We start from the raw sequence: 23,711 nt of genomic DNA, 5'->3' as shown, positions 1-23,711 counted from the left end.
CGGTGTTTTCAGAATGGGTGCCCACGATGCCAGAATGGTGTCGTGTTTTTCCCTTGGCGATTTCAGAACTTTTTGGTCATTCATTGGCTTAGCGAGCATCCTGCACTCTTTTTACGGGAGGTTGAGGATGCCGACACCGAGGATGACGATGAAAGCAATCATGGAGGTACTTCGTTTACACGCGGCTGGCCTGAGCCAGCGGCAAATTGCCCGTGCCTGCGGGCTCTCCAAAGGGGCTGTCGGCAAATATCTGCAGCGGGCGGAACAGGCTGCGGTGTCCTGGCCGCTGCCTGCGGATCAGGGCGAGGCGGCTCTGGAAGGACGGCTCTTTCCCGAGCGGAAACCCGCAGTGGCATCAAGCAAGGTCTTGCCGGATTTTGCCCAGATGCACACGGAACTGCGGCGCAAGGGCATGACCCTGCAGCTGCTCTGGGAGGAATACGTCGGGGCACATGCCGGGCAACGGGTGTATCAATACGCGCAGTTCTGCACCCTGTACCGGCGCTGGCGAGGGCGCCTCAAACTCAGCATGCGCCAGACCCATGTTGCCGGGGAAAAGCTCTTCGTGGACTATGCTGGCCCTACCGTGCCGGTCATCGATCCGAGTACCGGGGAGATCCGGCAGGCACAGATCTTTGTGGCGGTGCTGGGGGCTTCCAGCTATACCTACTGCGAGGCGACCTGGAGCCAGAGCCTGGGGGACTTCCTGGGCGCCCACGTTCGTGCCCTGAACTACCTGGGCGGGGCACCGGTTCTGCTCGTCCCCGACAACCTCAAGGCGGCCGTGACCAAGGCGTCTCGCTACGAGCCGCAGATCAACCGCAGCTATCAGGATCTCGCGACCCACTATGGCTCGGTCGTGCTCCCCACTCGGCCCTACAAGCCCAAAGACAAGGCCAAGGTCGAGGTGGGGGTGCAAGTGGTGGAGCGTTGGATTCTCGCGCGCCTGCGGCACTTCCAGTTCTTCTCTCTGCGGGAGCTCAACCGCGAGATTCATCGTCTGCTCGAAGACCTGAACCAGCGCCCCTTCAAGCGTCTGCCTGGCAGTCGCAGGAGCCTCTTCGAGGCGCTGGACCGGCCGGCACTGCAGCCCTTGCCCGTACAACCCTATGTCTTTGCCACATGGAAGACGGCCAAGGTCAGTATCGACTATCACGTCGCTTGCGAGGGGCACTATTACTCGGTCCCCTACCGGCTGATCGGGCAACGGGTGGACCTGCGGATAAGTGCCGAAACGGTAGAGATCTTCCACCAGCAACAACGGGTGGCCAGTCATCTGCGTGGGTTGCAGCCGGGCCGCTTCAGTACCTGCACGGAGCACCTGCCCAAGGCCCATCAGCGCCACCGGGAATGGAGCCCGGGGCGTCTGCTGCGTTGGGCACTGTCCATTGGCCCGGCAACCCGCGACGTCGTGCGCTGGCAGCTGGAGAGTAAGCCGCACCCCGAGCAGGGCTATCGCTCCTGTTTGGGCTTGCTCCACCTCGCCCGTCGCTATGACAAGCCCCGTCTGGAAGCGGCCTGTCGTCGGGCCTTGCACCTTGGTGCCCCGACCACCCGCAGTGTCCGGTCGATTCTCCAAAAGGGCATGGATCACGTCCCGGAGTCGACGGCCAAAAGCACGGCTCTGCCCGCGCACAACAACCTCCGCGGTTCCCAGTACTACCATTGAATATCCAGGAGTTTCTCATGTTCTTACCACCGACCCTGAACACCCTGCGGCAGTTACACCTCGATGCCATGGCCGATGCCCTCGACGAGCAAACCCGGCTGCCGCAATACCAGGAGCTCTCCTTCGAAGAGCGCCTCGGCCTGCTCCTCGACCGCGAACTCTGTGCCCGGGATCAACGCCGCCTGACGCGGTTGCTGAAACTCGCCCACCTCAAGCACGATGCCTGCGCCGAGGATATCGACTACCGCAGTTCTCGGGGACTGGATCGATCGCGCATCGCCGCCCTGATCCAGAATACCTGGATACGCCAGGGGCAGAACCTCCTCCTCACCGGGGCCACCGGAACCGGCAAGACCTGGCTTGCTTGTGCCTTCGGTCATCAAGCCTGTCGGCAGGGCTTGAGTGTGCGCTATCTGCGCTTGCCACGCCTGCTGGAAGATCTGCGTATCCGTCACGGTGACGGGAGCTTCGGCCGCTATCTGAACACCCTGGCCAAGGTCGACCTCTTACTGCTCGACGATTGGGGCCTCGCCCCCATGGGTGGAGAGGATGCCCGTGACCTGCTGGAAATCATCGATGATCGCGTCGGCCAGCGCGCCACCTTGATCACCAGTCAGCTGCCGGTGTCCCACTGGCACGAATATCTCGGCGAGCCCACCGTCGCCGATGCCGTCCTCGACCGTCTCCTGCAAAGCGCACACCGGCTGGAGCTCAAGGGAGAGTCTTTACGCCGTCACCGTGACCGTCACGAAAACCAGCCAACCGAATCGTCGTGACCATTACACCATTTACACGGTAACGGTAACGTACATCCCTGGGCACCACGACCACCCAAAGTTGACCCATCGTGGGCACCCAGGCATACAATAGCACCGGCCAGAAAGTTCGCTCTTCGGGGGGTGCCCACGATCAGCAGAATGACCGCCCACGATCAACAGAATGCGCACATGGATCAGTTTCAGGATCGCAGTATGGAGATTTGTCGAATGACCGAGGAAGCGCTGGAACAGGGGTGTTTGGTATTGCACTATCAGCCCATTGTGGAGGCGCAGGGCGGTCCGGTGGGGGTAGAGGCCCTGTTGCGGATGCACCACCCCGAGCGCGGCCTCTTGCCTCCTGCTGCCTTTGCCAGCGCTCTGGATTCCCCGCGCTTGGCGCGGCGGATCGGGCAATTCGTCCTGGCAACGGCCTTGCGCCAAAATCAGTCGTGGCATCAGCAAGACATCCCTCTGCGCGTCTCGATCAACATCAGTCCGCACCATCTCCTGGATCCCGCTTTTTTTTCTGATCTGCAAACCGCCTTGGCTGCGCACCCAGATCTTCCCGCAGATGCGGTAGAGATCGAGGTCACGGAAACGGCCCCATTGCAGGACTTTCGCAAGGCGCAAGAGGTGCTATTGGCCTGCCATCAGCTTGGGGTGCGGGTGGCCCTCGATGATTTTGGTACGGGCAGCGCTTCCCTGACCTATCTGCAGAAGCTCCCGGCCCATACCATTAAGATCGACCAAAGTTTTGTCCGGGACATCCTCCACGATCCCAAAGACTATGCGATCGTGTCTGGGGTAGTGACCAGCGCGCGGTTGCTCGGACTGGACGTGATTGCCGAGGGGGTGGAAACGCTAGAGCATGCGGCTTTGCTGCACCAACTCCAATGCCAGTGTTTTCAGGGTTACGCCATTGCGCGCCCCATGCCTGCCGAGCAGATTCCAGACTGGGTATCTCGGTACAATCCTTTGTTTGCCCAGGATGATTCTACCAACCCCAACCAGTAGGATTGTGTCACGGATCTGTTGGTAGTTGAAAACCCTTGACGGGGAAAAGCAGATACCTACAATTCATAATTATTGCAACTACTGAATTGGTGAATCATGTTTTTTCAGCAACGCAGCAGCAGTGATGGCACGCAGTCGTATTTCTATGGTTGTGGTGGCAAAGGATTCGCCGTAGCCGTTGATGTGCTTGCCGGCGACGAGGGTTGGTATTTGGATCAGGCAATGCAAAAAGGCGTGCGGATCTCTTATGTCATTGACACCCACATCCATGCGGATCACCTGTCCGGTGGACGACAACTGGCGCAGCAGGCCGGTGCGCGCTATGGCTTGCATGAGAGTGATGTTGACTTGGTCTCTTATTCGATTTATCCCTTGCGGGACGGCGAGGTGCTGGAAACGGGGAATGTGCAGACCCAGATCCTGCACACTCCAGGACACACGCGCGACAGCATCTGTTTATTGGTGACGGACCTGCGGCGCGGACCGGAGCCGTGGTTTTTGCTCACGGGAGACACCCTCTTCGTGGGGGCTGTTGGCCGACCGGATCTGGGCGGGACACCGGAAGAGATGGCGACATTGCTGTATGCGAGCCTGCAGGCGAAAATCCTTCCCTTGCCAGATACCCTAGAGATCTATCCTGGACACAGCGCCGGGAGTGTCTGTGGTGCCGGCCTGTCGGGCAAAGGGAGCTCCACGCTCGCTTTCGAGAAACGTTGGGATCCTTATTTACAGATGGACGAGGCCAGCTTTGTGCGCGAACTGGTGGCCAGCACCCCGGCGCGACCGGCGCAGATGGCGCAGATCGTCGCAGCGAATATGGGACGTGCGGCATGAGCCTAGGGACCGTGCGCTTTGCCCTCTTCGCCGAAGTTTTTGCTGCTCTCTCGCATCCCAAGCGGTTGGAAATCATTCATCTTCTGGGCCAGGCACAACATACGGCCGGAGAGTTGGCAGCATTGACGGAGCTCTCGAAAACCAATCTTTCCCAGCACCTCAATGTCTTGAAGGCTCGCGGTCTGGTCCATTGTGAAAAATGTGGGACGTTTTGCCATTATCGCTTGACCAGTCCCAAGGTGCTGGAAACCTGCCAGCTGGTGCGCGGGTTGATCCTCGAACAGATGGAAATCACCACCCAGCAACGGGCAGAGCTGGTACGGCTCCCACAAAAAGGTTCGGCGTGAGCACCCAGCTTCGTTTGTCCACAGCGGTACATCTGCACGGTATTGGCCAGAATCTCCCACAATTTGCCTTGCAGACGGTGCAGGTGTTTTTTGTGGGACTTATCATTGGCATGGAGCGAAACGTTTTGCCCACCATGCGACATCTCTTCGGATTGGAGAGTCACGCCTTTTTCTTTTTGGCCAGTTTTGTCGTTTCCTTTGGCTTGGTCAAAGGCGCCCTCAATTTTGTCGCCGGGGACCTCTCCGATCGGGTAGGTCGCAAGCGGGTGCTGCTTTGGGGCTGGCTGGCCGGAATCCCCATTCCGCTGCTCATTTTCTTTGCCCCCAACTGGTGGTGGATCGTTGCCGCCAACGTCTTTTTGGGCATCAATCAGGCGTTTACGTGGACGATGACGGTCACCAGTCAGATCGATCTGGCGGGAAATCGCCAGCGCGGTCTTGCCGTGGGCATCAATGAAGCCATGGGTTACATCGCCGTGGGCTTGGCGGGATTGGGCACGGGATATCTGGCCCTGGCTTGGGGCCCGCGCTGGGCACTCCTGGGCTTTGCCTTGCTGGTCATGGTGTTGGCCTTACTCCTTCTGCCCTGGGTGCGCGATACGCTACCGTGGGCACAGGCTGAAGGGCAAAGGCAGCGCCCTAGCGATTCGCTGGCCCAAAGCACACTCAGCACAGCACCAGAAGGACGCTGGCAGAGTTTTGTCCACGTTTCCTTTCAGGACAGGACATCTCGGGCACTGTGCCAAGGAGGGGTGGCCAACAAGATTGCCGATACCTTGGTCTGGGTCATGTTCCCGGTGTACTTGCATTTTCGGGGTCAAGGACTGGTGCACATCGGCTGGATTACGGGCATCTATGCCATGATCTGGGGCTTGTGCCAGTTCTGGACTGGGCATTTGGCGGATTCCGTAGGACGCAAGGCCCCCATCCTGTCCGGTTTCTTCTTGCTGACCTTGGGATTGATCGGCGTTGCCCTGGTCCACCATTTTGCCGCCTGGATGCTAGCTGCTGCAGTCATGGGTATGGGCATGGCACTGCTCTATCCCAACCTGATTGCCGCGATGGCGGATCGGGCACCGGCGGCAACGCGTGGCAAAACCTTGGGGATCTATCGCTACTGGCGCGATACCGGCTACGCCATTGGCGGCCTGCTCCTGGGTGCGGCAGCACAGTGGGCGGATGCCGCCTTGCCGACGATTTGGTTGACGGCAGCGATCATTGCCGCATCCGGGTTCTGGATTGCCCTGGCCGTACAGGAAACCCATCCAAAAGCGAGACAGGAGTGCGTCAAGGGATGAGTACAGCGCTTATCGTGTTACACAGTGGTATTGCAGAGGCCAATCCGCGAGCCAATACCGCCATTCGTCTCGCCGGTGCCATGTTGGCTGAGGATAAGGCAGTCCGCCTGTTTCTGGTGGGAGATGGTGTAACGCTGCTGGCTGCTGAGCAGGAGGCTAGTGCAAGCGCTACGCAGGCGTTATTTCGAGAACTGCTAGACTTAGGGCTAGAAGTGCAGTGTTGCGGAAACTCGCTCAAACGGCACGGGTTATCGGTGCTGCCGTCCGGGGTGCACGGGGGCTCCATGAAGGGTCTGTCGGCGTGGATCAGTGCGGCGGATGAGTTGGTATATTTCTGATCTGTGCTGGGCACTGAATCCAGTCCGATTCGGCGCCCTTTTCGGCTCCTCTTCCTGGCTTTGGTAGATGGACTGCAGAGGCAATCATCGTGACGAATCGTACGGGAGGAAATTTCCATGAAGACCTTTGTTCTATTGTCCGTGCCAGCGGGGATAATGGCCGTTGGGATAGGCGTGGCCCTGGCGGGGGTGCGTGCTCCTACGCCACAAGCGCTTTGGCAGCAGGTACAAACGCTGCAAAAGAACCATGCCATCATGCCAGAAAGTCATCCATTCCAAGTGGGTTCCAGAACGGTAGACGCCTTTACCACGGACCTCGCCAATGCTGCGGCAGTTCACTCCATTCGCATGGCCGGTGGCATCATTAAGGTGACCCGTTATGCGCAGGATAGCCTGTTGGTGAAAGATAACTACAACCAGGAGAGAAAATTAACAGGCGTGACTGCGATGCTCAAACTCCCCGGGTATGATGCGTCAGATCGAAACTGGGTGATGGCGGCCTACAAGCCAAATGGAACGTTGGTGGCTTATGGAAAGGTAGGCACCTGCATCGCTTGTCACGTGATGGTCCGTCACCAGGATTTCGTGTTCGCGCCGCCCCCAAAGCAGTTGCTTTCGGTCAATACGTGGAAGGCATTCTTCCCCAAGCAGGTGATGAATCCTGTCTATGTAAGCCTGATCAAGGAGCACCCCCAGGCGATTGTGCGGTAATCAACTTGACCAAGGGTCTTCGAAGTGAAAGACCCACGGTTTTCGGGGAGACGTTTTCTATGTCAAAAATTTACTTGCAGTCGATGATTACTTGCCCAGTCTGTGGGCATAGCGAGACAGAAAAAATGCCCACAGATTCCTGCCAATACTTCTATCAGTGCAAAGGTTGCGGGGCCCTGCTTACGCCCAAAGCGGGGGACTGCTGTGTGTATTGTTCCTATGGCACTGTGCCCTGCCCACCCATACAGGAATCGAGGTTCTCCTCCATTTCTGGCAGGTGTGGCGCCGAGAATAAGTGTTGACAATGAATGACCCGGCAATGCTCGGCCCTGTCTCCTGCTTGGGTCTGTTGGGTGATGATCTGTGCTCAGCACTTCCCTGGAACCGCCACATAAGTAGCCATCCGCATAAACGGCGTCCGCGCGGTGGTGAGATTACTGCATCATCTCCCGCATCATGGCTGGCATGCCCTCCTTTACAAAACGAGTGATTTCTCGCGCATGTGCGTGAGTCACATCAACCATCCAGGGGAGACGAGAGGTCTCCGTCACAGCCACGCCATCCTTTAACAGTTCAAGATGTCTGCGGTAGTGCGTGGGATGGGCAAACATGACGGGCACACTGCGTCTGGCCGGATAGGGGAAAGGATGATCTTCCGCCAAGCGCGCATACATCTGTGAAACATGGGCCTGCAGCAGCGCTGCTACCTTAGGATTTCCGGAAATACTGACGGCATGAACCCCATCGGGCAAAAAGGTGACCTTGCGGTGCACCTGCGCATGGACCTCGAAAAGCTCCATGCCGGTGCGCATGGCACCACGATTCTCTGGGGACATCATGGCGCCCATGTCGCCATTACCCATCATGCCACCCCCAGACATCATCCCATCCATCATGCTGGAAGCTGCGGCGGGATCGGCCCGCACATAGCCCATCAGGGCCAAGGCCGAGAAAAAGGATTTCAGCCATTGCCTTCGGTCCATCGACAGACCCTCCGTTCAGTTACCTGTCTCTTGCGCCGGCGCATTTGTTTGGCTGGGGCAAGGGCATCATCATCTCCACCTATTCATCTATGCCGCAGAGGGCAAGTCCTCATGCCCAGCAGGGAGTACGCCGGGCACCAGCCGATCAATCCCGTTAGCAGGGGAACCAAACCAATCCACCCCCAGGGCGTATGCGGGCCAACAAATACCAGTGCCAGAAGGATAGCACCCACGATGACGCGAATTGCGCGATCCAGACCGCCCTCATTTGTCAATGCTGAAATATTCACGCTATCTCTCCCATGATCCGTTTCGGTTCGCTGAGTCTAGCGCGCACCTACAGGAAATTCGGTGACTTTGTCACTGGGCGTTCAGTCAGCACTCTGGATTACACGCTTTAGTGCCGCACGGTCCCGAATCACAATCTGGCGCGGATGTTGCTCAATCCACCCTTGATCGGCGAAGTTCTTTAGCGCTCGACTGATGACTTCCCGCGCCGACCCCAATTCCAGCGCAAGCTTCTGGTGGGTGACACAGAGTTCGGCTTGATGGGGCGCGAGCTCCAGGAGCCTGCGCGCCAAGCGAACATCCAGCCGAGTGAATACGACAGTCTCGATCAGCATCAGCAGCTCTGCAAGGCGCTCGCCATAACTCCGAAATACGAAACGCCGGAACCCTTCAGAGCATCCGACGAGCTGAGAGAATTCCGCCTGACTCAGGGTCACCGCAACTACAGGTCCTTCTGTAATGCCCATGGCCGGATAAGGACGTTCGCTGAACAGACAGGCCGTGGTGAGGATGCAGGACTCGCCTGGACCAATACGATAGAGCAGTATTTCCCGACCTGAGCGCGAAATCTGTTGCACTCGGACGCAGCCATCAACCACCAAAAGGTATTGCTGGCATAAACTTCCCGCCGTAAAAAGAATCTGATCCGGAGGAAGGACCAAAGAGCTCGCCGCGACAGTGAGGTACTGCCGCTCTTCTGCGCTCAGCCGCCGTAGATCCGGAAAATTCTCTATTAACCAGGCCCATAAATATCCGACTTATCTATGGTAGAATAGCGAGTATGGAACGGATAGATGTGCGCAAGTTGACGGTAGAGGGGCGGAATCTGCTTCGGCAGATGGTGCTGCGGCTACGCCAGCAGTCTGGTATGCGGGTGGAAGACCTGGCCAAGGTCTCTGGCGCCCATCCCTCGACCATTCGCGGGTGGTTGGCGCAAGCCAAACGAGAGGGGGGCAAAAGCCTTGATGAACGGCCGCGAGGGCGTCCTGTAGGGGCCTGTCGCAGATTGACGTTGGCTGCGGAAGCCTGGGTTCGGGATCAGATCGTGCAACGGGATCCGCGGCAGTTGCAAATGCCTTTTGCCCTCTGGACCCGGCCGGCCATCCGGCAATTGATCCGGGATCGCTTTGGGATAGATCTGCAGGTGCGCCTGGTAGGCAAGTACCTCAAGCGCTGGGGTTTTACGCCCCAGCGTCCGGTCAAGCGAGCGATGGAGCAGAACCCAGAAGCAGTGCGCCAATGGCTGGAAGTGGATTATCCCCAAGTCCGAGCGCGCGCCCTGCGCGAGGGTGCAGTGCTGTACTGGGGCGACGAAACGGCCGTCAAAGAGGACGCCCATTGGGTGCGTGGATATGCGCCCCAAGGCCAGACGCCGCTCCTCGAACATCCAGCACGATGGACCAGTCTGTCCATGATATCGGCGATCTCACCGCGCGGAGAACTTGCCTTTGAGATGGTGGAGGGCAGCATCAACACCGAGCGTTTCATCGCCTTCCTGGAAAAGCTGATCCGCCATGCCGAACAGAAGATCTTCCTGATCGTCGACAACTTACGGGTGCATCACGCCAAGGTGGTAACGGCCTGGCTGGCCGATAAGAAGGACCGCATTGAGCTCGTGTTTCTGCCGCCTTATGCGCCAGAGTCCAACCCGGATGAATACCTCAACCGGGATTTCAAAACGGCCCTACGCAACGGGCCTATGAGCACAGACAAAACCACCCTCTTGGCAAAGGCCATGGCCTTCATGAATGGTCTCTGTCTCCTGCCGGAGAAGGTCTCTCGCTATTTCCATCACCCTGCCGCTCGTTACGCTATGTTGGATATTTAAGGGCCTGGTTAATAACCAATCGCTGGCGGACACTTTTGCAGAGACCCTCAACTGTCGCCCCTTGTGGCTTAACTCTGCCGCTACCGCCCCATCACCGTTCTGGTATTTGGCGTGTACCCCTTATCACCAACCACTGCTTTTCTTGGCTACAGGTTTGGTGTTGGCCCCGGTATTGATGGCTTGGACTGACAAATTGGGTTTTGCTACCCGCCAAGTCCCGCCAAACAGACCGTTGCCAAGCGCTTCCCCAGGTCGAACATCCGGAGTATAGAGGTAAAGTGGGTGACCATTGTAGTCTACCTGCAGGTCGTTGGGGCCTTTCACCGCCCGTTGCAGCTGCAGTTGCTTGACAGCCCTCGAAGATCATGGGTACATACTTACTTGGATATCCTGCCAGTCGAAAAGAGTGAATCTCGGGGGCGGCAATGCACAGCACTTCAGTCCAAGATCGTCTCTCCGGTGCCAAAAACCGGTGGCATCGGGGTTATCGCTGTGCGCCGGGAACTTGGTATGGGTATCGGCGCTGGATTGCAAGTTTCAGTATTCTGCTGTTGTGCCTTTCCATTTTTGTAGAAATCTTCCCTGATTACTGCCCTCGTATCAATGAGGCTGGCATGGCGATGGAGATGATATCCGGGGCTAGCATGGAAGCGGCAATGGTATCAAACCATGCCGCTGGAAACCCTGCGATGAATCCTGCTTGTACTGCATTGTTCGCCTCTGCTCATGCTCCAGAGGGTCTGCAATTGGCGCATGTATTGGTTCCCCCAGCAAGCTTGATCGCCATCATAATTTTCCTTCTTACTCCAATGGAAGTCGGCAATGTGTCAACTCTGTGCAAGCCGTTCTTTCGTCCCGCAGAGGCTCCTCCCTTACAAAACATTCTTCTTTTGATTTAAACCTCCTCAATCAAAGCGCTACCTGCCTGGAAAACTAGGCGGGCCCTCTGCTTTTTGGTTCAGGAGGTTTCCTATGCTGTGTTTAGCATTCAAAAGACATCACTTATGGCGTGATTTCGGCGCTCTGGTATTCGGTGCGAGTGTTTTGTTGCCATGTGCAGCGGTTGCTGACACCCTGACGCTTCGGGAAGCTCAGGCACTTGCCTTGCAACAAAACCCCAGTTTGGGCGCCCTCAATCAAAAGATTATTACCCTGCAACACCAGTCTGTGGCAGTCGCGCAATTGCCCGATCCGCACCTGAGCTTTGGCGCAGTCAATCTTCCGACCAATAATTTTTCCATGAATACCATGCAAATGAGCATGTTGAGCATCGGTTTGAGCCAAACTTTTCCCCCATTCGGCCAGTTGACCCGGAAAAGACGCCAACTCCACCTAGAAGTACAGGCTTCGAAGGATACGTTGGCTGGACGCTCTGCCGCATTGATTCTATTGCTAGAACGTAGCTGGCTGCAGACAGTCGCAATCAAAAGAGAAATTGCCGTGCTACATACACAGCAATCCTTGGCTAAAAGAACCATACAAACCGCCCTGGCTGCCTATCGTGCGGGTCGCGGCACGGAAGCTTCAGTCATAGAAGCGCAGCTTGCTCTGGAGAAGTTACAAAATGATGAAACTCAACTATTCGCAGAATATCAAGAAGATAGAGCGCGACTTGCCGAAACCTTGGCCCTTCCAAGTCCGCCGCACATTTCTTCAAGCTGGCCACAATTACCCTCACCCCCATCCTTGGCCCAGCTGATAACGCAGATCGCGGCACAGCCATTACTACGTGCTGCTGCGGAGCAATCTGCCGCAGCGCAAGAGGCAGTGCGCGTAGCACGCACGGCCTATCTCCCGGAAATTACCCTGAGTACCGCTTATGGACAGGATTTTGCGCCAGGGAGCCCGAATTGGTTATCGGTGGGCGTCAACCTCAGTCTGCCGATTTTCCCAGCAGATCGCCAAGATCAAACCGTTGCGGCAGCGCAGGCACAGTCGATTGCAGCACAGGACCAGTACGATGAGGAGCGTTTATCACTGGAACGCCAGGTGCGTGGAGTTTTTGCAGCATACATCTCCTACCAAAACCAATATCACCGGACGCGGCGAAAACTGGTACCGGAAGCACAATTGGCCTATCAAGCGACCTTGGCTGATTTTACTTCCAGCCATACCAGCTTTCGGGCGGTTTTGCAGGCACAGGATCGCGTTCTCGCGACCCAGACCGAGGCGATCGAGTTGCGCCAGAATGCCTATGCCAGCCAAGCCGAATTGAATTTCCTGGCAACACATGTGCAAGGAGGAAGCGAATGAAAACGCGCCAAGTTTTGGTGGGCTCCGCGCTATTGCTTATCGGTGTAGGAATTGGAGCGGCCGTGACTCTGTGGTGGCCAGCGCCAACGGTAGGTTCGCACTCTCCGCGCGCGACCACCACACCAAGCCCTAGGCATATCCTGTATTGGGCCAATCCCATGAATCCTGCCATTCATTCAAGTCATCCGATGAAAGACAACATGGGGATGAAATATATTCCAATATATTCTCAGCCTGCCCATACCGCTCAATCTTCAACATCAGGCCTCGCCGTCGATTCCCGAATGGTTCAAACCTTGGGGGTGCGCCTGGTTACAGTCCAGGAACGACAGATGGGGCAAGCCATCCATACCGTAGGAACGGTGGCCATTGATGAAAACCGCCTGTATGCCATCAATCCACACTTTTCCGGGTGGGTCGAACAACTGCCGGTCAAAGCCGTTGGCGATCCTGTATCTCGTGGTCAGAAGATTGCCGAGATTTATTCGCCAGAACTTTACAGCGCCGAGCAGGACTATCTCGTAGCGCAAAAGGCCGCCGGAATCGACCTGGGGAATGGTCTGGTTTCTGCGGCGCAGACCAAGTTGCAGTTGTTGGGACTTTCCAATGCGCAAATTCAACAACTTCGGCAGACCGGCGCCGCGGAAAAGGTGATCCCTGTCTATGCGCCCGTTTCCGGGGTGATCGACAGCCTGTCAGCCCGGCAAGGAGGGTATATCACCCCACAGAGCAGCCTCATGCAGGTGGCTAACCTCCAACGTATCTGGGTCAATGTAGCGCTCTATGGATATCAACTCTCCCGGGTACACCTAGGCGACGAGGTGACCCTACAGCTTCCGGATTACCCAGGAAAAACGTGGAGTGGCCGGGTGAGCTTTCTCTACCCCACCGTCAATAGCCAAAGTCGCACTGTGACAGCGCGCCTCAGTTTCCCGAATCCAGGCGGCACCTTGCGCCCTGGAATGTATGCCGATGCCACCCTACTCGCACAAGCCCAGCGCATGCTCGCAATCCCGAGCAGCGCGATAGTCCGCAGCCAGGAAGGGGATTTTGTGATGCTGCATGAGCCGGGCGGCCATTTTCGGCCTGTGCAAGTACAGCTTGGACCGGAAGCCGACGGATGGACCGCAATATCCAAAGGACTGCAGGCCGGTGAGCGAGTGGTCGAGAATGCCCAGTTCCTGCTCTACTCGGAGTCGCAATTTCAGTCCGTTCAGGCACGGATGTTAGGTAGTAACGTCGCCGCGACGGTCAACACTGCGTCTACAATGCCCAGCAAAACAGCTGCGCAACCGGCAACGCCTGCGGCGTCCAGCATGAAAGGGATGGCAATGGGGGGCAGCACCCATGATTAAAGCCACGATACGTTGGTGTATGAACAACCCATTTATGGTGTTGCTGGCTATGCTATTCGTCACCGTTGCCGGGATTCTGGCCCTGCAATACATTCCCCTGGAAGCCATTCCCGATATCTCTCCAACCCAGGTCATTGTGAAAACCAGCTACCCTGGACAAGCTCCCCAGATTGTCCAGGATCAGGTGACCTATCCGCTCGAAACCACGCTGCAAGAGGTGCCCGGTGCACAAGCGGTGCGTGGATACTCGATGTTTGGTGACTCCTACGTTTATGTACTGTTCAAGAATGGGACGAATATTTTCCAGGCGCGAAACCTAGTGTTGCAATATCTGGATCAGGCGCAGGCGCAGCTACCCCCCGGCGTATCCCCAGCCTTGGGTCCGGACAGCTCCGGTGTCGATTGGGTTTATGAATATGCTCTGACGGATCCCTCGGGCACCCTGAATCTCGCCCAACTCACGACACTGCAGAACTGGTTTCTGAAATTTGCTTTGCAAGGTATCCCTGGAGTCGCTCAGGTGGCCACTGTAGGAGGTATGACTCAAGAGTATCAAGTCGTCGTGGATCCTAATAGGTTGTTGGCATATGGATTGACGCTGGAGCAAGTGGAAGCCGCAATTCGCGCTGCCAATGGTGAGACCAGCGGTTCGGTCGTGGACATGGGCGGGGCCCGTTACATTGTGCGTACCTCGGGCTATATCCATTCATTACAGGATCTACGACAGGCTCCCTTGACCGTCGCCAATGACGTTCCGATCACCATCGGTCAGGTGGCCCGCGTTCAACTGGGCCCGGTATTGCCGAGCGGTATCGCCGATCTCAATGGGCAGGGTCAGGTAGTCGGTGGTATCGTCATGATGAATCAAAATGGCAATGCCAATGCCCTGATTCAGCGCATTCAACAAAAGCTGCAAGAAATTCGCCCCGCCCTGCCCAAGGGAGTGCAGGTAGTTACCACGTACAGCCAGCGTCCGCTCATCCAACGAAGTATTGGCACTCTGACCGGCAAATTGCTCGAAGAGATGATTGCCGTCTCTTTGGTCGCCCTACTGTTTTTGGTTCGGGTTCGCTCTGCCTTGGTGGCGCTCATCGCACTGCCCGTGGGTATACTGGTTGCATTCGTCATTATGTATTGGCTCGATATTCCGGCGAATATCATGTCGCTGGGCGGAATTGCCATTGCCATTGGAGTGATGGTCGACGCGCCAGTCGTCATGATTGAGAATATGCATAAGCATCTGGAACGGCAGGCTGAGGCGAACCCATGGCATAGTGCGCAAATGGCTGCCTTGGAGGTGGGGCCTGCGCTGTTTTTTTCACTGTTGATCATTACGATTTCCTTCCTTCCCATATTTGCCCTAACGGGACAGGAGGGAAAACTCTTCGCACCGCTCGCCTATACTAAAACCTTTTCCATTGCCGCAGCGGCCATACTTTCCATCACCTTGGTTCCCATCCTCATGGGATGGTTTATTCGCGGCCATATCCCCGCAGAGCGAAAAAACCCAATTAACCGATGGCTGGTAGCTCTGTATCAGCCTATGATTCGCGGCGTCCTGAAGTTCCCCTGGCTGGTCCTGTTAGTGTCTGCCCTGCTGGCCGCCAGCTTGGTCTATCCGTGGCAGCGTCTTGGTACCCAGTTGATGCCTCCCCTCGATGAGGGCACCTTGCTGTATATGCCCGTCGCGCAAAACCCGGCGATCTCCTATGGCGAAGCGGGCGCGCTGCTACAACTCACCGACCGGATTCTCAAGACATTCCCTGAGGTAAAGAGCGTATTTGGGGAGGCGGGTCGAGCGCAAACTGCGACCGATCAGTCACCCATCTCCATGTTTGATACGGTGGTAACGCTAAGGCGCCCGGATCATTGGCCGCCCGGTATGACCCAGCATCATTTGCAGAACTTGATGAATACCGCCCTGCAAATTCCTGGCCTCACAAACAACTGGACCCAGCCGATCAAGGGCCGAGTCGATATGTTGACCACGGGCTTGCAAACTCCGCTGGGGATAAAAATTACCGGCACAGACCTTGGCACGCTGAACCGATTGGGTCAGGAAGTACAAAAGGTCTTACTGGGCGTCCCGCATACAGATTCCGCATATGCAACTCGTGTCACTGGTGGTCGCTACATCGTCGTGCATACGGACCGACGCGCCGCAGCGCGCTACGGGATCTCCATAGCAGATGTGAATCGCTTGGTTTCTACTGCCGTAGGAGGGCAGGTCATTACTACGGCGGTGCAGGGGGTAGAGCGGTTTCCAGTGAACTTGCGCTATCCTCGGCGACTACGGCAATCCCTTGCGACTCTCCTCGAGAGCCGCATTGCAACGCCCGGTGGGGCGCAAATTCCATTGGCGCAGGTGGCTCGGATCACGTTGGAAAATGGCCCTTCCATGTTGACTAGCGACAATAGTCGCCTGAATACCTGGATCACCATTGATCTAAAGCCAGGGACGAGTATCGGCAGTTATGTGCGTCAGGCACAACGGGCAATTGCTTCTCAGGTTCATCTTCCCGCCGGATACACACTTTCCTGGGTCGGAGAATATCGCAGCATGCAAAAGGCGGAGCAACGTCTGATGTTGGTGATTCCCGCCGTACTATTGGTGATTGTGCTGCTTCTCTATCTCAATTTTCGTCGCTGGGCCGAGGTATCTATCATATTAGTGACATTACCATTTGCGCTGGTGGGAGGTCTCTGGTTGGTTTATGCGCTACACTATAAACTATCGGTTGCAGTCGCCGTTGGATTTATCGCTCTCGCGGGCGTCGCAGTGGAATTCGGTGTGGTGATGCTACTGTACCTGGATCAGGCACTGGTAAAGCATCAGATGCGAAATTCGTTAAACAATTGGCACGATCTTCAACTTGCGATTATTGAGGGCTCAATGCTACGTCTGCGACCATTAGCGATGACATTTACCTTGGTCGTGATAGGACTTTTGCCCATTATGCTGAGCCATGGCACAGGTGCCGACATGATGAAACGGATTGCCGCGCCGATGATTGGCGGCATGTTCAGCGCAACGCTCCTGGCACTATTGGTGATTCCTGCATTGTATGCGCTTTGGCAACGGCGGAGATTAGGCTTGCGGTAGTTCTACAAGGAGAATGAGATGAGCAGAAGGCGATTCCTGAAACTTAGGAGATGGCAGAAAATGCCGTACTGCAACACCTACACCTATGGCCGCTGAGGCTTTGTGCTTGCTTGCCTTCGTGGATTATATGAGCGGCAGGATTGTTCGCATCCCCGACCCGATAGCCCAGAGCGACGAAGACCTGCTCTGGCGGGGTGCTGACATCCTGGATCAGGATAGCACTCTGTTCCAGTTGCTCGTGCAGGGTTTGGCTATCATAGGGATTCCCGTGGAAGGCCCGTGCGCTAACGAGGAGATTGCTGTGCTAGGCGTTGGCAGCGCTCACCTTGACGCCAAGCACATAAGGCTACCACGCGTGGCTATCCTCTACGCAAAGGCCCAGAAACTCCTGCGAGTTTACTGTCAGTGCAGCGCTTTCGTAGTTGGGATAGCGAGAATGAGTGAGGACTGCGCTTGTAGTTTTAGGCTCGTTCCAAATCCAATCCAGTTGTTCATGAACACTGGATTTTGGTAATCACCTATGCAACCCAGTCGCATTAGTCTATACGACATACATGCAAAAAAAATGAATTCGTATTGATGCCGATGGTATCAGAGAGAAGAATGAATGCAAGATAAAGAAGGAGTACGTCCGCCCGGTATCGTCCCAGCGCAACCCTCGCGCCGTCGCAGGCTCCGTCACTCGTGTTGCTTCCGGGACTTGGTGCAACAACCATCGCCGTCCAGTCCTCTAGCTCTGCAATCTGCCAAACTGTGCATGTCAAATATTCTCGACATTAAGGCTTGTCTGAGGCACATTGAGTCTTCCGATTCAGGAGGTGCCACATGGATGCAAAGAGCTTCGGCGCAGAAATCCGCAGAACCCGACGGGCGTTGGGAATCACCCAGGCGGAACTTGCAGAGCGTGTCGGCGTCTCTCGTGCTACTTTGATCTCCTATGAGCAGGGGGCTGGACTGTCGGTAAGCACAGTCGGTGAAATTGCCGAAATTTTGGGGCTGCAGATTCAGCTAATCCCCCTGCAGGAGCCGGAGCAGGAAGCGCCCATTCAGACAGACATTCCTTTGTATGGAAACCTGCGTCACAAGCGTTTTCCGACTTTGCAAGAGATTCTTCAGGCCACCATAGGTCTTTGTTAGGCGGGCAAACTTGCCAGGAAAAAAACAGGATATCGACCTGTAATCCCCTTCTCCCGTTCAGATCTCATTTAACCCTCCCCCGATCTATACCCTGACATCCCCTCCTCTACTCTTGGGAGACATCGATGTCAGGCCATCTGATTCTTGTGCGTCCGCATGTGTCCTTGCTGGACGGTCCAGTTGTGGCCCGCTATCTGCAGATGGTGGGGGGGCACCGCGGCTATCTATTTGCGGTTGATCCAGACTATGCCCGCCATCGGGTATTTCGTCCGCTACTGGCGCTCTATGGTTGTCTGACGGGCGGGCGTCACATGGTTCCGCTGGATACTCGCTCGCCCATGGCCATGCGTGTCATTCTGCGCACCCTTGCTGCTGGCGGCGGTGTCGTGCTCTTCCCCCAGGGCACGGGGGTCGTTGATCCGGATCGTCCGGACCGGCCTGGCGCAGACTGGTTGGTGAGGAAGTCCCGGTGTTCGGTGACGGAATTGCGGCTGTTTCATCGCAGGTTTCGGCTGCCGTCGGTGCGGTTGGACAACGCTGTTTCTCGTGAGAGGTGGGTTCACTTGCGCAAGATTGGATAGACATACTTGGGGAATCTGGTATTATGTCAATATAAACCCTAATATATAGTCTGGTTTTTAATGACATGAATCGTATTGACCTATTACAGAGGCTTGCCCATTTTGAGCAAAAAGGGATTGTCGCCTTCTCCAAGGGTGACCTGGAGAAGATCTTCCCTGAGGATGAGAAAACGCTTGAGAAAGGGCTTCAGCGCATGTGCCGAGACGGTCTTCTGGCGCGCTCTGCCAGGGGCGTGTATGTTTTTGCGCCGGCCATTCCTCGGTACAGGGGATGGTTGATCGAGCACATTGCGAAGAAGTTGCGCCCTAGTGATTTTAATTACGTTTCACTAGAAAGTATCTTGTCTGAGTATGGCGTAATTTCCCAGATTCCCATGGATCGTCTGACTGTCATGACCACAGGAGCCAAGGGCGAACATACCACGCCGTTTGGCACAATTGAATTCACCCACACCAAGCGCAGCATTCCCGACCTTCTGGATCGGACAATAATTGTTCCTGGGCGTCCTCTGCGCATTGCTAAGAAAACTTTTGCTGTAAAGGACTTACTTCGTGTTGGACGCAATACGGGATTGATTGATTGGGAGGAAGTTCAGGATGAATGATGAAGATTTTTTGCGCTATGTAAATATGGCCATGCAGGCTGATGGGCTGGGATTCCTTCGTCCAGTAGTTGAAAAGGAGTTGCTGCATTATGAAATCTTTAGCGCAATGGACGGTGCAGGCTTGCTCAAGTCGCTGGTCTTCCAGGGCGGAACATCATTACGATTATGTTATGGTTCGGAGCGGTTCAGTGAGGATTTGGACTTCGCTGGTGGTAAAGATTTTTCCGCCAAAGGCATGGTGGCGATCAAAGAGTGCATCATCGATACTATTGGTAAGAGATTTGGTCTGGATGTATCCGTGCGCGAGCCTCGTTCTTTTTCTGATGCCCGTGGGACGCCATCGTCAAACCTGGTACGTGTTGAAAAGTGGATGGTTGCCATTCAAACCAGTCCAGAAAGGCCAGATATCCCGAAACAGAAGATCAAGATGGAAATCGCCAATATCCCTGCTTACACACGAGATATTCTTCCATTGCGGGCTAACTATTCTGTTCTGGAAGGTCGCAGCCAGCCATTGGTGCCTGTCGAATCAAAGAATGAGATTCTGGCTGACAAGCTGATTGCCTTGCCAGCATCCATTTCCAGGTCGGATGGCGGGGAGATAGAACTCACCCCCACACGTATCAGGCACAGGGACATTTGGGACATTGCCTGGCTGGTTGGGCACGGAGCCCAAATGGATGCACGGCTAGTGGAAAAGAAAGCCGAAGACTATGGTCTGCGGAACTACCAAAAGCTTTTGGAGAAAGCTATCGCTGCAATCCCCGTCATTGCAAGCGGACATGACTTCCAGGATCAAATGAAGAGATTTGTACCAAAAACTCTGTATGACCGGACGTTTGAGAGCTTTGGGCATGGAAAATACTTTGAGACCGCTGTAAATGGCGTTCTCAAGCAGTTACAAAAGGAGTTCGGTTCTCACGCTAAAGAGCCATCCCCTCCAAAACGAACCCGAAGAAAACCAGATCTGAGCCTGTAACCATCTGGATGTCAATCAGCGTCGAAATTTGAACAGGTGTCAGCGTCCAATTTTGAACAGTTTCAGAGGGGGAGAGAGCGGCGCTGTTTGTAGCGGTAGGAGTCGTTCCCTGTCTCGATGATGTCGCAGTGGTGGGTGAGGCGATCGAGCATGGCGGTGGTCATCTTGGCGTCGCCGAAGACCTGGACCCATTCCCCGAAGGAGAGGTTCGTGGTGACGATCAGCGCGGTGTGCTCGTAGAGCTTGCTGATCAGGTGAAAGAGCAAGGCGCCACCGGACTCGGAGAAGGGTAAGTAGCCCAGCTCATCGAGGACGACGAGGTTCATGTTCAGCAGGGTTTTGACCAGGCGGCCACTCTGGCCACGGGTCTTTTCCTGCTCCAATTGATTGACCAGATCGACGACGTTGAACCAGCGCACACGATGGCCCTGGTAGATGGCAGCGTGTCCGAGAGCCAGTGCGAGATGGGTTTTCCCGGTCCCAGTACCACCGACGAAGATGATGTTGTGGGCGGCGCCCAGATTGTGGCCCTCGGCAAGTCGTTGTAGCGCCTTCTGGTCCACGGGACTCTCGGTAAAGTCGAAGTCTTCCAGGCCGCGCTGGGCGGGGAAACGTGCGGTACGCATCTGGTAGAGGAGGCTACGATTGCTGCGTTCCTGGCTTTCCGCGGCGAGGAGTTGCCCCAACCACGTCTCGGGATCCTGAGGTAGGCGCTGGTCCATCCAATCCTCCACCGCCAGGGCCATGCCATAGAGATGCAGAGCACGCAGGGATTGCAGCAGCTCAGTGGACATAGGCATTCCCCCGCAGCAAGTCGTAGCGGGCACAGTCCGCACGGGGCTCATCCTGCAAACGCAGAGCCTCCGGCGTACACACCGGGGCCGGGGGCAGCGGATTCGCCAAACGATGCATAAGGTTCAGTACCACCGCGGCATTCACGGCACCCTGCTCCAGGGCCATGGCGCAGGCGGTTTCCAGATTGTCGATGCCGTATTCCCGTGCCATCAGGAGTACGGTGACGAACTCCCGATCCCCCAAGGGCTTGCTTTGCAGCCGTTGACGCACTGAGGTGATGGCGCGAGGCAGCTCCTGGAAGGGGCGCCCGTTGCGCAGGGCACCGGGCTTGCGCTCCAGGACATCCAGGTAGTGGATGACATCCGTGAAGACCTGGCCGCGCCCCATATGCCGCCGATGGCTGGCCACCGCCTGGCCTTCGTGCAGGACCAGGATACGGTCCACATAGCGGCGTACCTGCAGGTACTGGCCCGCGTATTGGGCCGGCACGCTGTACTGGTTCCGATCCACCGTCACCAGGCAGGTCTTGGACACCCGCGCCCGCACCTCGACGTATCCATCGAAGGTTGCCCGAAAGGCGCGCAGGGAGGACTGCTCCTCCTGGAAGACTTCCCAGATGCTGCGGTCCTTCTGCTCGGGGTGAGCCTCGCTCTGCGCGCGTTCCACGCACTGTTGCCAGAGCCAGGCATTGAGCTGGTCGATGTCATCGAAGCGCGGCGTGGGGGTGAAGAACCACTTGCGCAGCGTATCCACCTGGTTCTCGACCTGCCCCTTCTCCCAGCCGGCCGCCACCGTGCAGGCGGTGGGGTCGATGAGATAGTGGTTCATCATCGCCAGGAACCGGGGATTGAACTCCCGATCTTGTCCCTCAACGAGCTTGCGGTAGACCATGTCGACAATGGTCTTGGGGTTGTCGTAAATCCCCCGCTCGGGCACCCCGCCAAAGGCGGCAAAGGCCTCCTGGTGGGCGGCAAAGACCATTTCCTGGGTCTCCCTGGGATAGGCCCGAACGAAAGACATCCGGCTATGGGTGAGCCGAAATTGCGCCACCTTCACGGTGTGCGTCACGCCGCCCAAAACGACCGTCTCGGTGCTCCAGTCGAACTGATAGGCCTCGCCAGGGCGAAAGACTAGAGGGATATAGGCCTTCTGCACGCCCGGATGCTCAACGACCTTCCAGTGCTTCACCCAGCGCTGGACGCTATCGTAGGCCCCGGTATAGCCCTCCTTGCGCAGATCCTCAAAGAGTCGGCGCGCCGTCCGACGCTGCTTGCGGGGCAGATGCGATTCGGTCTCCACCCACTTCTGCAGAATGGCCTCATGAGGCCCGAGTTGGGGCTTCGCCGAGGACCGGCGGGTGTACTTGGGGACATCTCCATCGTGGTGCAGGTACTTGTAGACCGTGTTCCGCGACAAGCGAAACTGCCGGGCTATCTCGCTGATGGACTTCTTCTTAACGTGGTACAGCAGGCGAATCTTGGCAATCGTTTCCATGCAAAGCACTCCAGGTACCTCCCGGGCCAAATCCCGAGAGGGTAGCAGGTGTTCAGTTTTCGACGCTGATTCCTACCTGCACCTGTTCACTTTTGCACGCTGATTAACAGCTTGAGGCATGGGCTCCGTGGTCGGCGTTTCTTTTTCGGTCACAATTTTCATGATTCACTTCTCCTCTACCAATGGGATCATGGATTCTTCCCAGGATTTCCGTAGCCAGTTCTTGATGATCTGGCGCTCTACTATGAACAATGGGCTTTCCCTGCCGGCCAGCGAGGCAAACGACCGGCCTTGATGTTCCTTGATCTTCGCCCCTACCCGCGAGGCCAGCTCAGGGATTTCGCCGGTCAGACCTCCAGACGCTATCCAGGCATCCTTGAATTGCGGAACGGTGAACCAGTAATAATCCAGGTCGTAATCTGACTCATGCCGATTGACGACGGCCATTTTTCGATCCGCCATTTGGCAAATCGCAGACTCGTTCGCAAGGGTCGCGCTGCTGGATTCCCGCCCAATCATCCACGCCACGCAGATTTGAAATCCTAACTCCCGCGCAACCGGCACAATGAGCTCCGCGTAGGAGTCCAGTGCCTTGTGCGCATTGGCGGGCGCATTCATCACGACATAATCACTTTCCAGCGCTTCCAGATGGCCGAACAAGGTGGCTATCGCGTTCTCGGCATCCTTGCCGCTTTTGTCCAAATTAACCGACAAGACGGAGACAACATTCTCGTACCGTGCCTTCACATCTCCGATTTTGGTATCACCTTCGACGATTGCGACATTCCTCCCCGAAAATAACCCAAACTCCACGGCAAGCATGGAAAAGATACTTTTCCCAACGCCGCCTTTATCCCCATGACTAATCACCAGATGCTTCATTGCAATCTCCTGTTACAGTTTATCTAAATCGATCGAGATGGATTTTCGTGCTTCGTTGGAACTAGTTGTTTTGATAGTTGCGGGTAAGTCCACTGCCTTTGGTGCCATACCGGACAACGGTCGCTGCTCCGTCCAGAGGCGGCCATCGTTTACCCCTTTTCGTGCCCGCCGAACTGCGTTGCTGAGGCAAACCGGCGACCCAAACCGGGCGTCAATGACCGCTTCCAGCAGTACACAAATATCCTTCCACGATTCACCGGCCCGATGTGCCGTCTCGATGGCTTCGAGGTATGGAAGCACCTTTGCCGTGAACGTTCGTGCCATAAATCGACCCTCCTGTAAGAGACATTGAGACCCGTGCCTGATTTACGCCTCTTGCCTATGGCTAGCGGGATGTCAACCGAAAACACGGCTTGGTTTTTGGTTGACACGCAGGAACACGGGAATGGCTCGCGATGG

27 protein-coding genes are annotated in these 23,711 nt (G+C 56.2%); 18 read left to right on the top strand and 9 right to left on the bottom strand.

All coding sequences use genetic code 11. From position 1 onward, the window contains the following. Nucleotides 1-148 precede the first annotated feature (148 nt). From istA (M5D89_RS10050) to M5D89_RS14250, 9 genes are all read left to right on the top strand, one after another. The gene (istA, locus tag M5D89_RS10050) at nucleotides 149-1,669 is read left to right on the top strand and encodes an IS21 family transposase (protein ID WP_248886415.1); all 1,521 of its coding nucleotides are present in this window, start codon (nucleotides 149-151) and stop codon (nucleotides 1,667-1,669) included. A 17-nt stretch (nucleotides 1,670-1,686) separates the two neighbouring features. Further along, nucleotides 1,687-2,445 (top strand): IS21-like element helper ATPase IstB, encoded by a 759-nt coding sequence (gene istB, locus M5D89_RS10045; RefSeq protein WP_248883931.1) that lies wholly within the window; start codon nucleotides 1,687-1,689, stop codon nucleotides 2,443-2,445. A gap of 141 nt (nucleotides 2,446-2,586) precedes the next feature. Next, complete coding sequence (locus tag M5D89_RS10040; RefSeq protein ID WP_248885684.1) at nucleotides 2,587-3,441, top strand: putative bifunctional diguanylate cyclase/phosphodiesterase; 855 nt, start codon at nucleotides 2,587-2,589, stop codon at nucleotides 3,439-3,441. A 96-nt stretch (nucleotides 3,442-3,537) separates the two neighbouring features. Then, nucleotides 3,538-4,275, top strand: a complete 738-nt coding sequence (locus M5D89_RS10035) for an MBL fold metallo-hydrolase (RefSeq protein WP_248885683.1) — start codon at nucleotides 3,538-3,540, stop codon at nucleotides 4,273-4,275. Then, a complete protein-coding gene (locus M5D89_RS10030; protein WP_248885682.1) occupies nucleotides 4,272-4,622 on the top strand; it encodes an ArsR/SmtB family transcription factor in 351 nt (116 codons plus the stop codon). Before M5D89_RS10035 ends, M5D89_RS10030 begins: the two co-directional genes overlap by 4 nt. After that, nucleotides 4,619-5,920 (top strand): MFS transporter, encoded by a 1,302-nt coding sequence (locus M5D89_RS10025; protein ID WP_248885681.1) that lies wholly within the window; start codon nucleotides 4,619-4,621, stop codon nucleotides 5,918-5,920. Before M5D89_RS10030 ends, M5D89_RS10025 begins: the two co-directional genes overlap by 4 nt. Then, nucleotides 5,917-6,258: a DsrE family protein gene (locus M5D89_RS10020; protein ID WP_248885678.1), complete on the top strand. Its 342-nt coding sequence runs from the start codon at nucleotides 5,917-5,919 to the stop codon at nucleotides 6,256-6,258. Before M5D89_RS10025 ends, M5D89_RS10020 begins: the two co-directional genes overlap by 4 nt. A 117-nt stretch (nucleotides 6,259-6,375) precedes the next feature. Further along, nucleotides 6,376-6,969 (top strand): cytochrome P460 family protein, encoded by a 594-nt coding sequence (locus M5D89_RS10015; RefSeq protein WP_248885676.1) that lies wholly within the window; start codon nucleotides 6,376-6,378, stop codon nucleotides 6,967-6,969. Nucleotides 6,970-7,028: 59 nt separating this feature from the next. Beyond that, entirely contained in the window at nucleotides 7,029-7,271 is a 243-nt protein-coding gene (locus tag M5D89_RS14250; RefSeq protein ID WP_283102982.1) for a GDCCVxC domain-containing (seleno)protein, read from the top strand. A 132-nt stretch (nucleotides 7,272-7,403) separates the two neighbouring features. Here M5D89_RS14250 and M5D89_RS10010 read toward each other — a convergent pair whose 3' ends face one another. From M5D89_RS10010 to M5D89_RS10000, 3 genes are all read right to left on the bottom strand, one after another. After that, on the bottom strand, nucleotides 7,404-7,952 hold the full coding sequence (locus M5D89_RS10010; RefSeq protein WP_248885674.1) for a hypothetical protein: 549 nt from the start codon (nucleotides 7,950-7,952) through the stop codon (nucleotides 7,404-7,406). An 83-nt stretch (nucleotides 7,953-8,035) separates the two neighbouring features. Beyond that, entirely contained in the window at nucleotides 8,036-8,242 is a 207-nt protein-coding gene (locus M5D89_RS10005; protein ID WP_248885672.1) for a YgaP family membrane protein, read from the bottom strand. Between the two features lie 81 nt (nucleotides 8,243-8,323). Then, a complete protein-coding gene (locus tag M5D89_RS10000; protein WP_283102981.1) occupies nucleotides 8,324-8,902 on the bottom strand; it encodes a Crp/Fnr family transcriptional regulator in 579 nt (192 codons plus the stop codon). A 119-nt stretch (nucleotides 8,903-9,021) separates the two neighbouring features. Between M5D89_RS10000 and M5D89_RS09995 the strand changes: the two genes are divergently transcribed. Beyond that, nucleotides 9,022-10,068, top strand: a complete 1,047-nt coding sequence (locus M5D89_RS09995) for an IS630 family transposase (RefSeq protein WP_248884388.1) — start codon at nucleotides 9,022-9,024, stop codon at nucleotides 10,066-10,068. Nucleotides 10,069-10,191: 123 nt separating this feature from the next. Here the strand turns inward: M5D89_RS09995 and M5D89_RS14455 are convergent, their stop codons facing one another. Further along, a complete protein-coding gene (locus M5D89_RS14455) occupies nucleotides 10,192-10,392 on the bottom strand; it encodes a COG4315 family predicted lipoprotein (RefSeq protein ID WP_431307157.1) in 201 nt (66 codons plus the stop codon). 101 nt (nucleotides 10,393-10,493) lie between these two features. On the opposite strand from M5D89_RS14455, the gene M5D89_RS09990 reads away from it, so the two are divergent. Further along, entirely contained in the window at nucleotides 10,494-10,967 is a 474-nt protein-coding gene (locus M5D89_RS09990; protein ID WP_248885671.1) for a hypothetical protein, read from the top strand. Between the two features lie 103 nt (nucleotides 10,968-11,070). On the opposite strand, the gene M5D89_RS14525 is transcribed toward M5D89_RS09990, so the two are convergent. Further along, a complete protein-coding gene (locus M5D89_RS14525; protein WP_488796116.1) occupies nucleotides 11,071-11,352 on the bottom strand; it encodes a hypothetical protein in 282 nt (93 codons plus the stop codon). A 156-nt stretch (nucleotides 11,353-11,508) separates the two neighbouring features. Here M5D89_RS14525 and M5D89_RS14520 point away from each other — a divergent pair, with 156 nt between their 5' ends. The 7 genes from M5D89_RS14520 (at nucleotide 11,509) to M5D89_RS09955 (ending at nucleotide 20,081) form a co-directional block, all read left to right on the top strand. After that, the gene (locus M5D89_RS14520; RefSeq protein WP_488796115.1) at nucleotides 11,509-12,321 is read left to right on the top strand and encodes a TolC family protein; all 813 of its coding nucleotides are present in this window, start codon (nucleotides 11,509-11,511) and stop codon (nucleotides 12,319-12,321) included. A gap of 284 nt (nucleotides 12,322-12,605) precedes the next feature. Continuing rightward, nucleotides 12,606-13,676, top strand: coding sequence for an efflux RND transporter periplasmic adaptor subunit (locus M5D89_RS09980; protein ID WP_431307156.1), 1,071 nt, complete (start codon nucleotides 12,606-12,608; stop codon nucleotides 13,674-13,676). Further along, nucleotides 13,669-16,779: an efflux RND transporter permease subunit gene (locus M5D89_RS09975; protein ID WP_248885668.1), complete on the top strand. Its 3,111-nt coding sequence runs from the start codon at nucleotides 13,669-13,671 to the stop codon at nucleotides 16,777-16,779. The genes M5D89_RS09980 and M5D89_RS09975 overlap by 8 nt, the downstream gene beginning before the upstream one ends. 825 nt (nucleotides 16,780-17,604) lie before the next feature. After that, nucleotides 17,605-17,916 carry a helix-turn-helix transcriptional regulator gene (locus M5D89_RS09970; RefSeq protein WP_248885666.1) on the top strand — a complete coding sequence of 104 codons (312 nt, stop codon included), beginning with the start codon at nucleotides 17,605-17,607 and terminating at the stop codon, nucleotides 17,914-17,916. Nucleotides 17,917-18,041: 125 nt separating this feature from the next. After that, nucleotides 18,042-18,497 carry a 1-acyl-sn-glycerol-3-phosphate acyltransferase gene (locus M5D89_RS09965; protein WP_248885665.1) on the top strand — a complete coding sequence of 152 codons (456 nt, stop codon included), beginning with the start codon at nucleotides 18,042-18,044 and terminating at the stop codon, nucleotides 18,495-18,497. Between the two features lie 65 nt (nucleotides 18,498-18,562). After that, nucleotides 18,563-19,102 (top strand): type IV toxin-antitoxin system AbiEi family antitoxin, encoded by a 540-nt coding sequence (abiEi, locus tag M5D89_RS09960; protein ID WP_248885663.1) that lies wholly within the window; start codon nucleotides 18,563-18,565, stop codon nucleotides 19,100-19,102. Beyond that, a complete protein-coding gene (locus tag M5D89_RS09955; RefSeq protein ID WP_248885662.1) occupies nucleotides 19,095-20,081 on the top strand; it encodes a nucleotidyl transferase AbiEii/AbiGii toxin family protein in 987 nt (328 codons plus the stop codon). Before abiEi ends, M5D89_RS09955 begins: the two co-directional genes overlap by 8 nt. A 62-nt stretch (nucleotides 20,082-20,143) precedes the next feature. On the opposite strand, the gene istB (M5D89_RS09950) is transcribed toward M5D89_RS09955, so the two are convergent. From istB (M5D89_RS09950) to M5D89_RS09935, 4 genes are all read right to left on the bottom strand, one after another. Further along, nucleotides 20,144-20,875, bottom strand: coding sequence for an IS21-like element helper ATPase IstB (istB, locus tag M5D89_RS09950; protein WP_283102980.1), 732 nt, complete (start codon nucleotides 20,873-20,875; stop codon nucleotides 20,144-20,146). Beyond that, the gene (gene istA, locus M5D89_RS09945; protein ID WP_248885659.1) at nucleotides 20,865-22,370 is read right to left on the bottom strand and encodes an IS21 family transposase; all 1,506 of its coding nucleotides are present in this window, start codon (nucleotides 22,368-22,370) and stop codon (nucleotides 20,865-20,867) included. The genes istB (M5D89_RS09950) and istA (M5D89_RS09945) overlap by 11 nt, the downstream gene beginning before the upstream one ends. A gap of 165 nt (nucleotides 22,371-22,535) precedes the next feature. Then, nucleotides 22,536-23,252, bottom strand: coding sequence for a hypothetical protein (locus tag M5D89_RS09940; protein ID WP_248885658.1), 717 nt, complete (start codon nucleotides 23,250-23,252; stop codon nucleotides 22,536-22,538). A gap of 12 nt (nucleotides 23,253-23,264) precedes the next feature. Continuing rightward, on the bottom strand, nucleotides 23,265-23,576 hold the full coding sequence (locus M5D89_RS09935; RefSeq protein ID WP_248885656.1) for a hypothetical protein: 312 nt from the start codon (nucleotides 23,574-23,576) through the stop codon (nucleotides 23,265-23,267). Nucleotides 23,577-23,711: the final 135 nt, after the last annotated feature.

Origin of the sequence: Acidithiobacillus acidisediminis, from assembly GCF_023277115.1 — a bacterium.
Taxonomy (GTDB): domain Bacteria; phylum Pseudomonadota; class Gammaproteobacteria; order Acidithiobacillales; family Acidithiobacillaceae; genus Igneacidithiobacillus; species Igneacidithiobacillus acidisediminis.
This window is presented reverse-complemented; position numbering and strand designations above follow the sequence as displayed.

Coding starts and splice junctions, on each gene's coding strand:
- istA (WP_248886415.1), top strand. CDS start 149: ATGAAAGCAATCATGGAGGTACTTCGTTTACACGCGGCTGGCCTGAGC.
- istB (WP_248883931.1), top strand. CDS start 1,687: ATGTTCTTACCACCGACCCTGAACACCCTGCGGCAGTTACACCTCGAT.
- M5D89_RS10040 (WP_248885684.1), top strand. CDS start 2,587: ATGACCGCCCACGATCAACAGAATGCGCACATGGATCAGTTTCAGGAT.
- M5D89_RS10035 (WP_248885683.1), top strand. CDS start 3,538: ATGTTTTTTCAGCAACGCAGCAGCAGTGATGGCACGCAGTCGTATTTC.
- M5D89_RS10030 (WP_248885682.1), top strand. CDS start 4,272: ATGAGCCTAGGGACCGTGCGCTTTGCCCTCTTCGCCGAAGTTTTTGCT.
- M5D89_RS10020 (WP_248885678.1), top strand. CDS start 5,917: ATGAGTACAGCGCTTATCGTGTTACACAGTGGTATTGCAGAGGCCAAT.
- M5D89_RS10015 (WP_248885676.1), top strand. CDS start 6,376: ATGAAGACCTTTGTTCTATTGTCCGTGCCAGCGGGGATAATGGCCGTT.
- M5D89_RS14250 (WP_283102982.1), top strand. CDS start 7,029: ATGTCAAAAATTTACTTGCAGTCGATGATTACTTGCCCAGTCTGTGGG.
- M5D89_RS10010 (WP_248885674.1), bottom strand. CDS start 7,952: ATGGACCGAAGGCAATGGCTGAAATCCTTTTTCTCGGCCTTGGCCCTG.
- M5D89_RS09995 (WP_248884388.1), top strand. CDS start 9,022: ATGGAACGGATAGATGTGCGCAAGTTGACGGTAGAGGGGCGGAATCTG.
- M5D89_RS09990 (WP_248885671.1), top strand. CDS start 10,494: ATGCACAGCACTTCAGTCCAAGATCGTCTCTCCGGTGCCAAAAACCGG.
- M5D89_RS09980 (WP_431307156.1), top strand. CDS start 12,606: ATGGTTCAAACCTTGGGGGTGCGCCTGGTTACAGTCCAGGAACGACAG.
- M5D89_RS09975 (WP_248885668.1), top strand. CDS start 13,669: ATGATTAAAGCCACGATACGTTGGTGTATGAACAACCCATTTATGGTG.
- M5D89_RS09970 (WP_248885666.1), top strand. CDS start 17,605: ATGGATGCAAAGAGCTTCGGCGCAGAAATCCGCAGAACCCGACGGGCG.
- M5D89_RS09965 (WP_248885665.1), top strand. CDS start 18,042: ATGTCAGGCCATCTGATTCTTGTGCGTCCGCATGTGTCCTTGCTGGAC.
- abiEi (WP_248885663.1), top strand. CDS start 18,563: ATGAATCGTATTGACCTATTACAGAGGCTTGCCCATTTTGAGCAAAAA.
- M5D89_RS09955 (WP_248885662.1), top strand. CDS start 19,095: ATGAATGATGAAGATTTTTTGCGCTATGTAAATATGGCCATGCAGGCT.
- istB (WP_283102980.1), bottom strand. CDS start 20,875: ATGTCCACTGAGCTGCTGCAATCCCTGCGTGCTCTGCATCTCTATGGC.
- istA (WP_248885659.1), bottom strand. CDS start 22,370: ATGGAAACGATTGCCAAGATTCGCCTGCTGTACCACGTTAAGAAGAAG.
- M5D89_RS09940 (WP_248885658.1), bottom strand. CDS start 23,252: ATGAAGCATCTGGTGATTAGTCATGGGGATAAAGGCGGCGTTGGGAAA.
- M5D89_RS09935 (WP_248885656.1), bottom strand. CDS start 23,576: ATGGCACGAACGTTCACGGCAAAGGTGCTTCCATACCTCGAAGCCATC.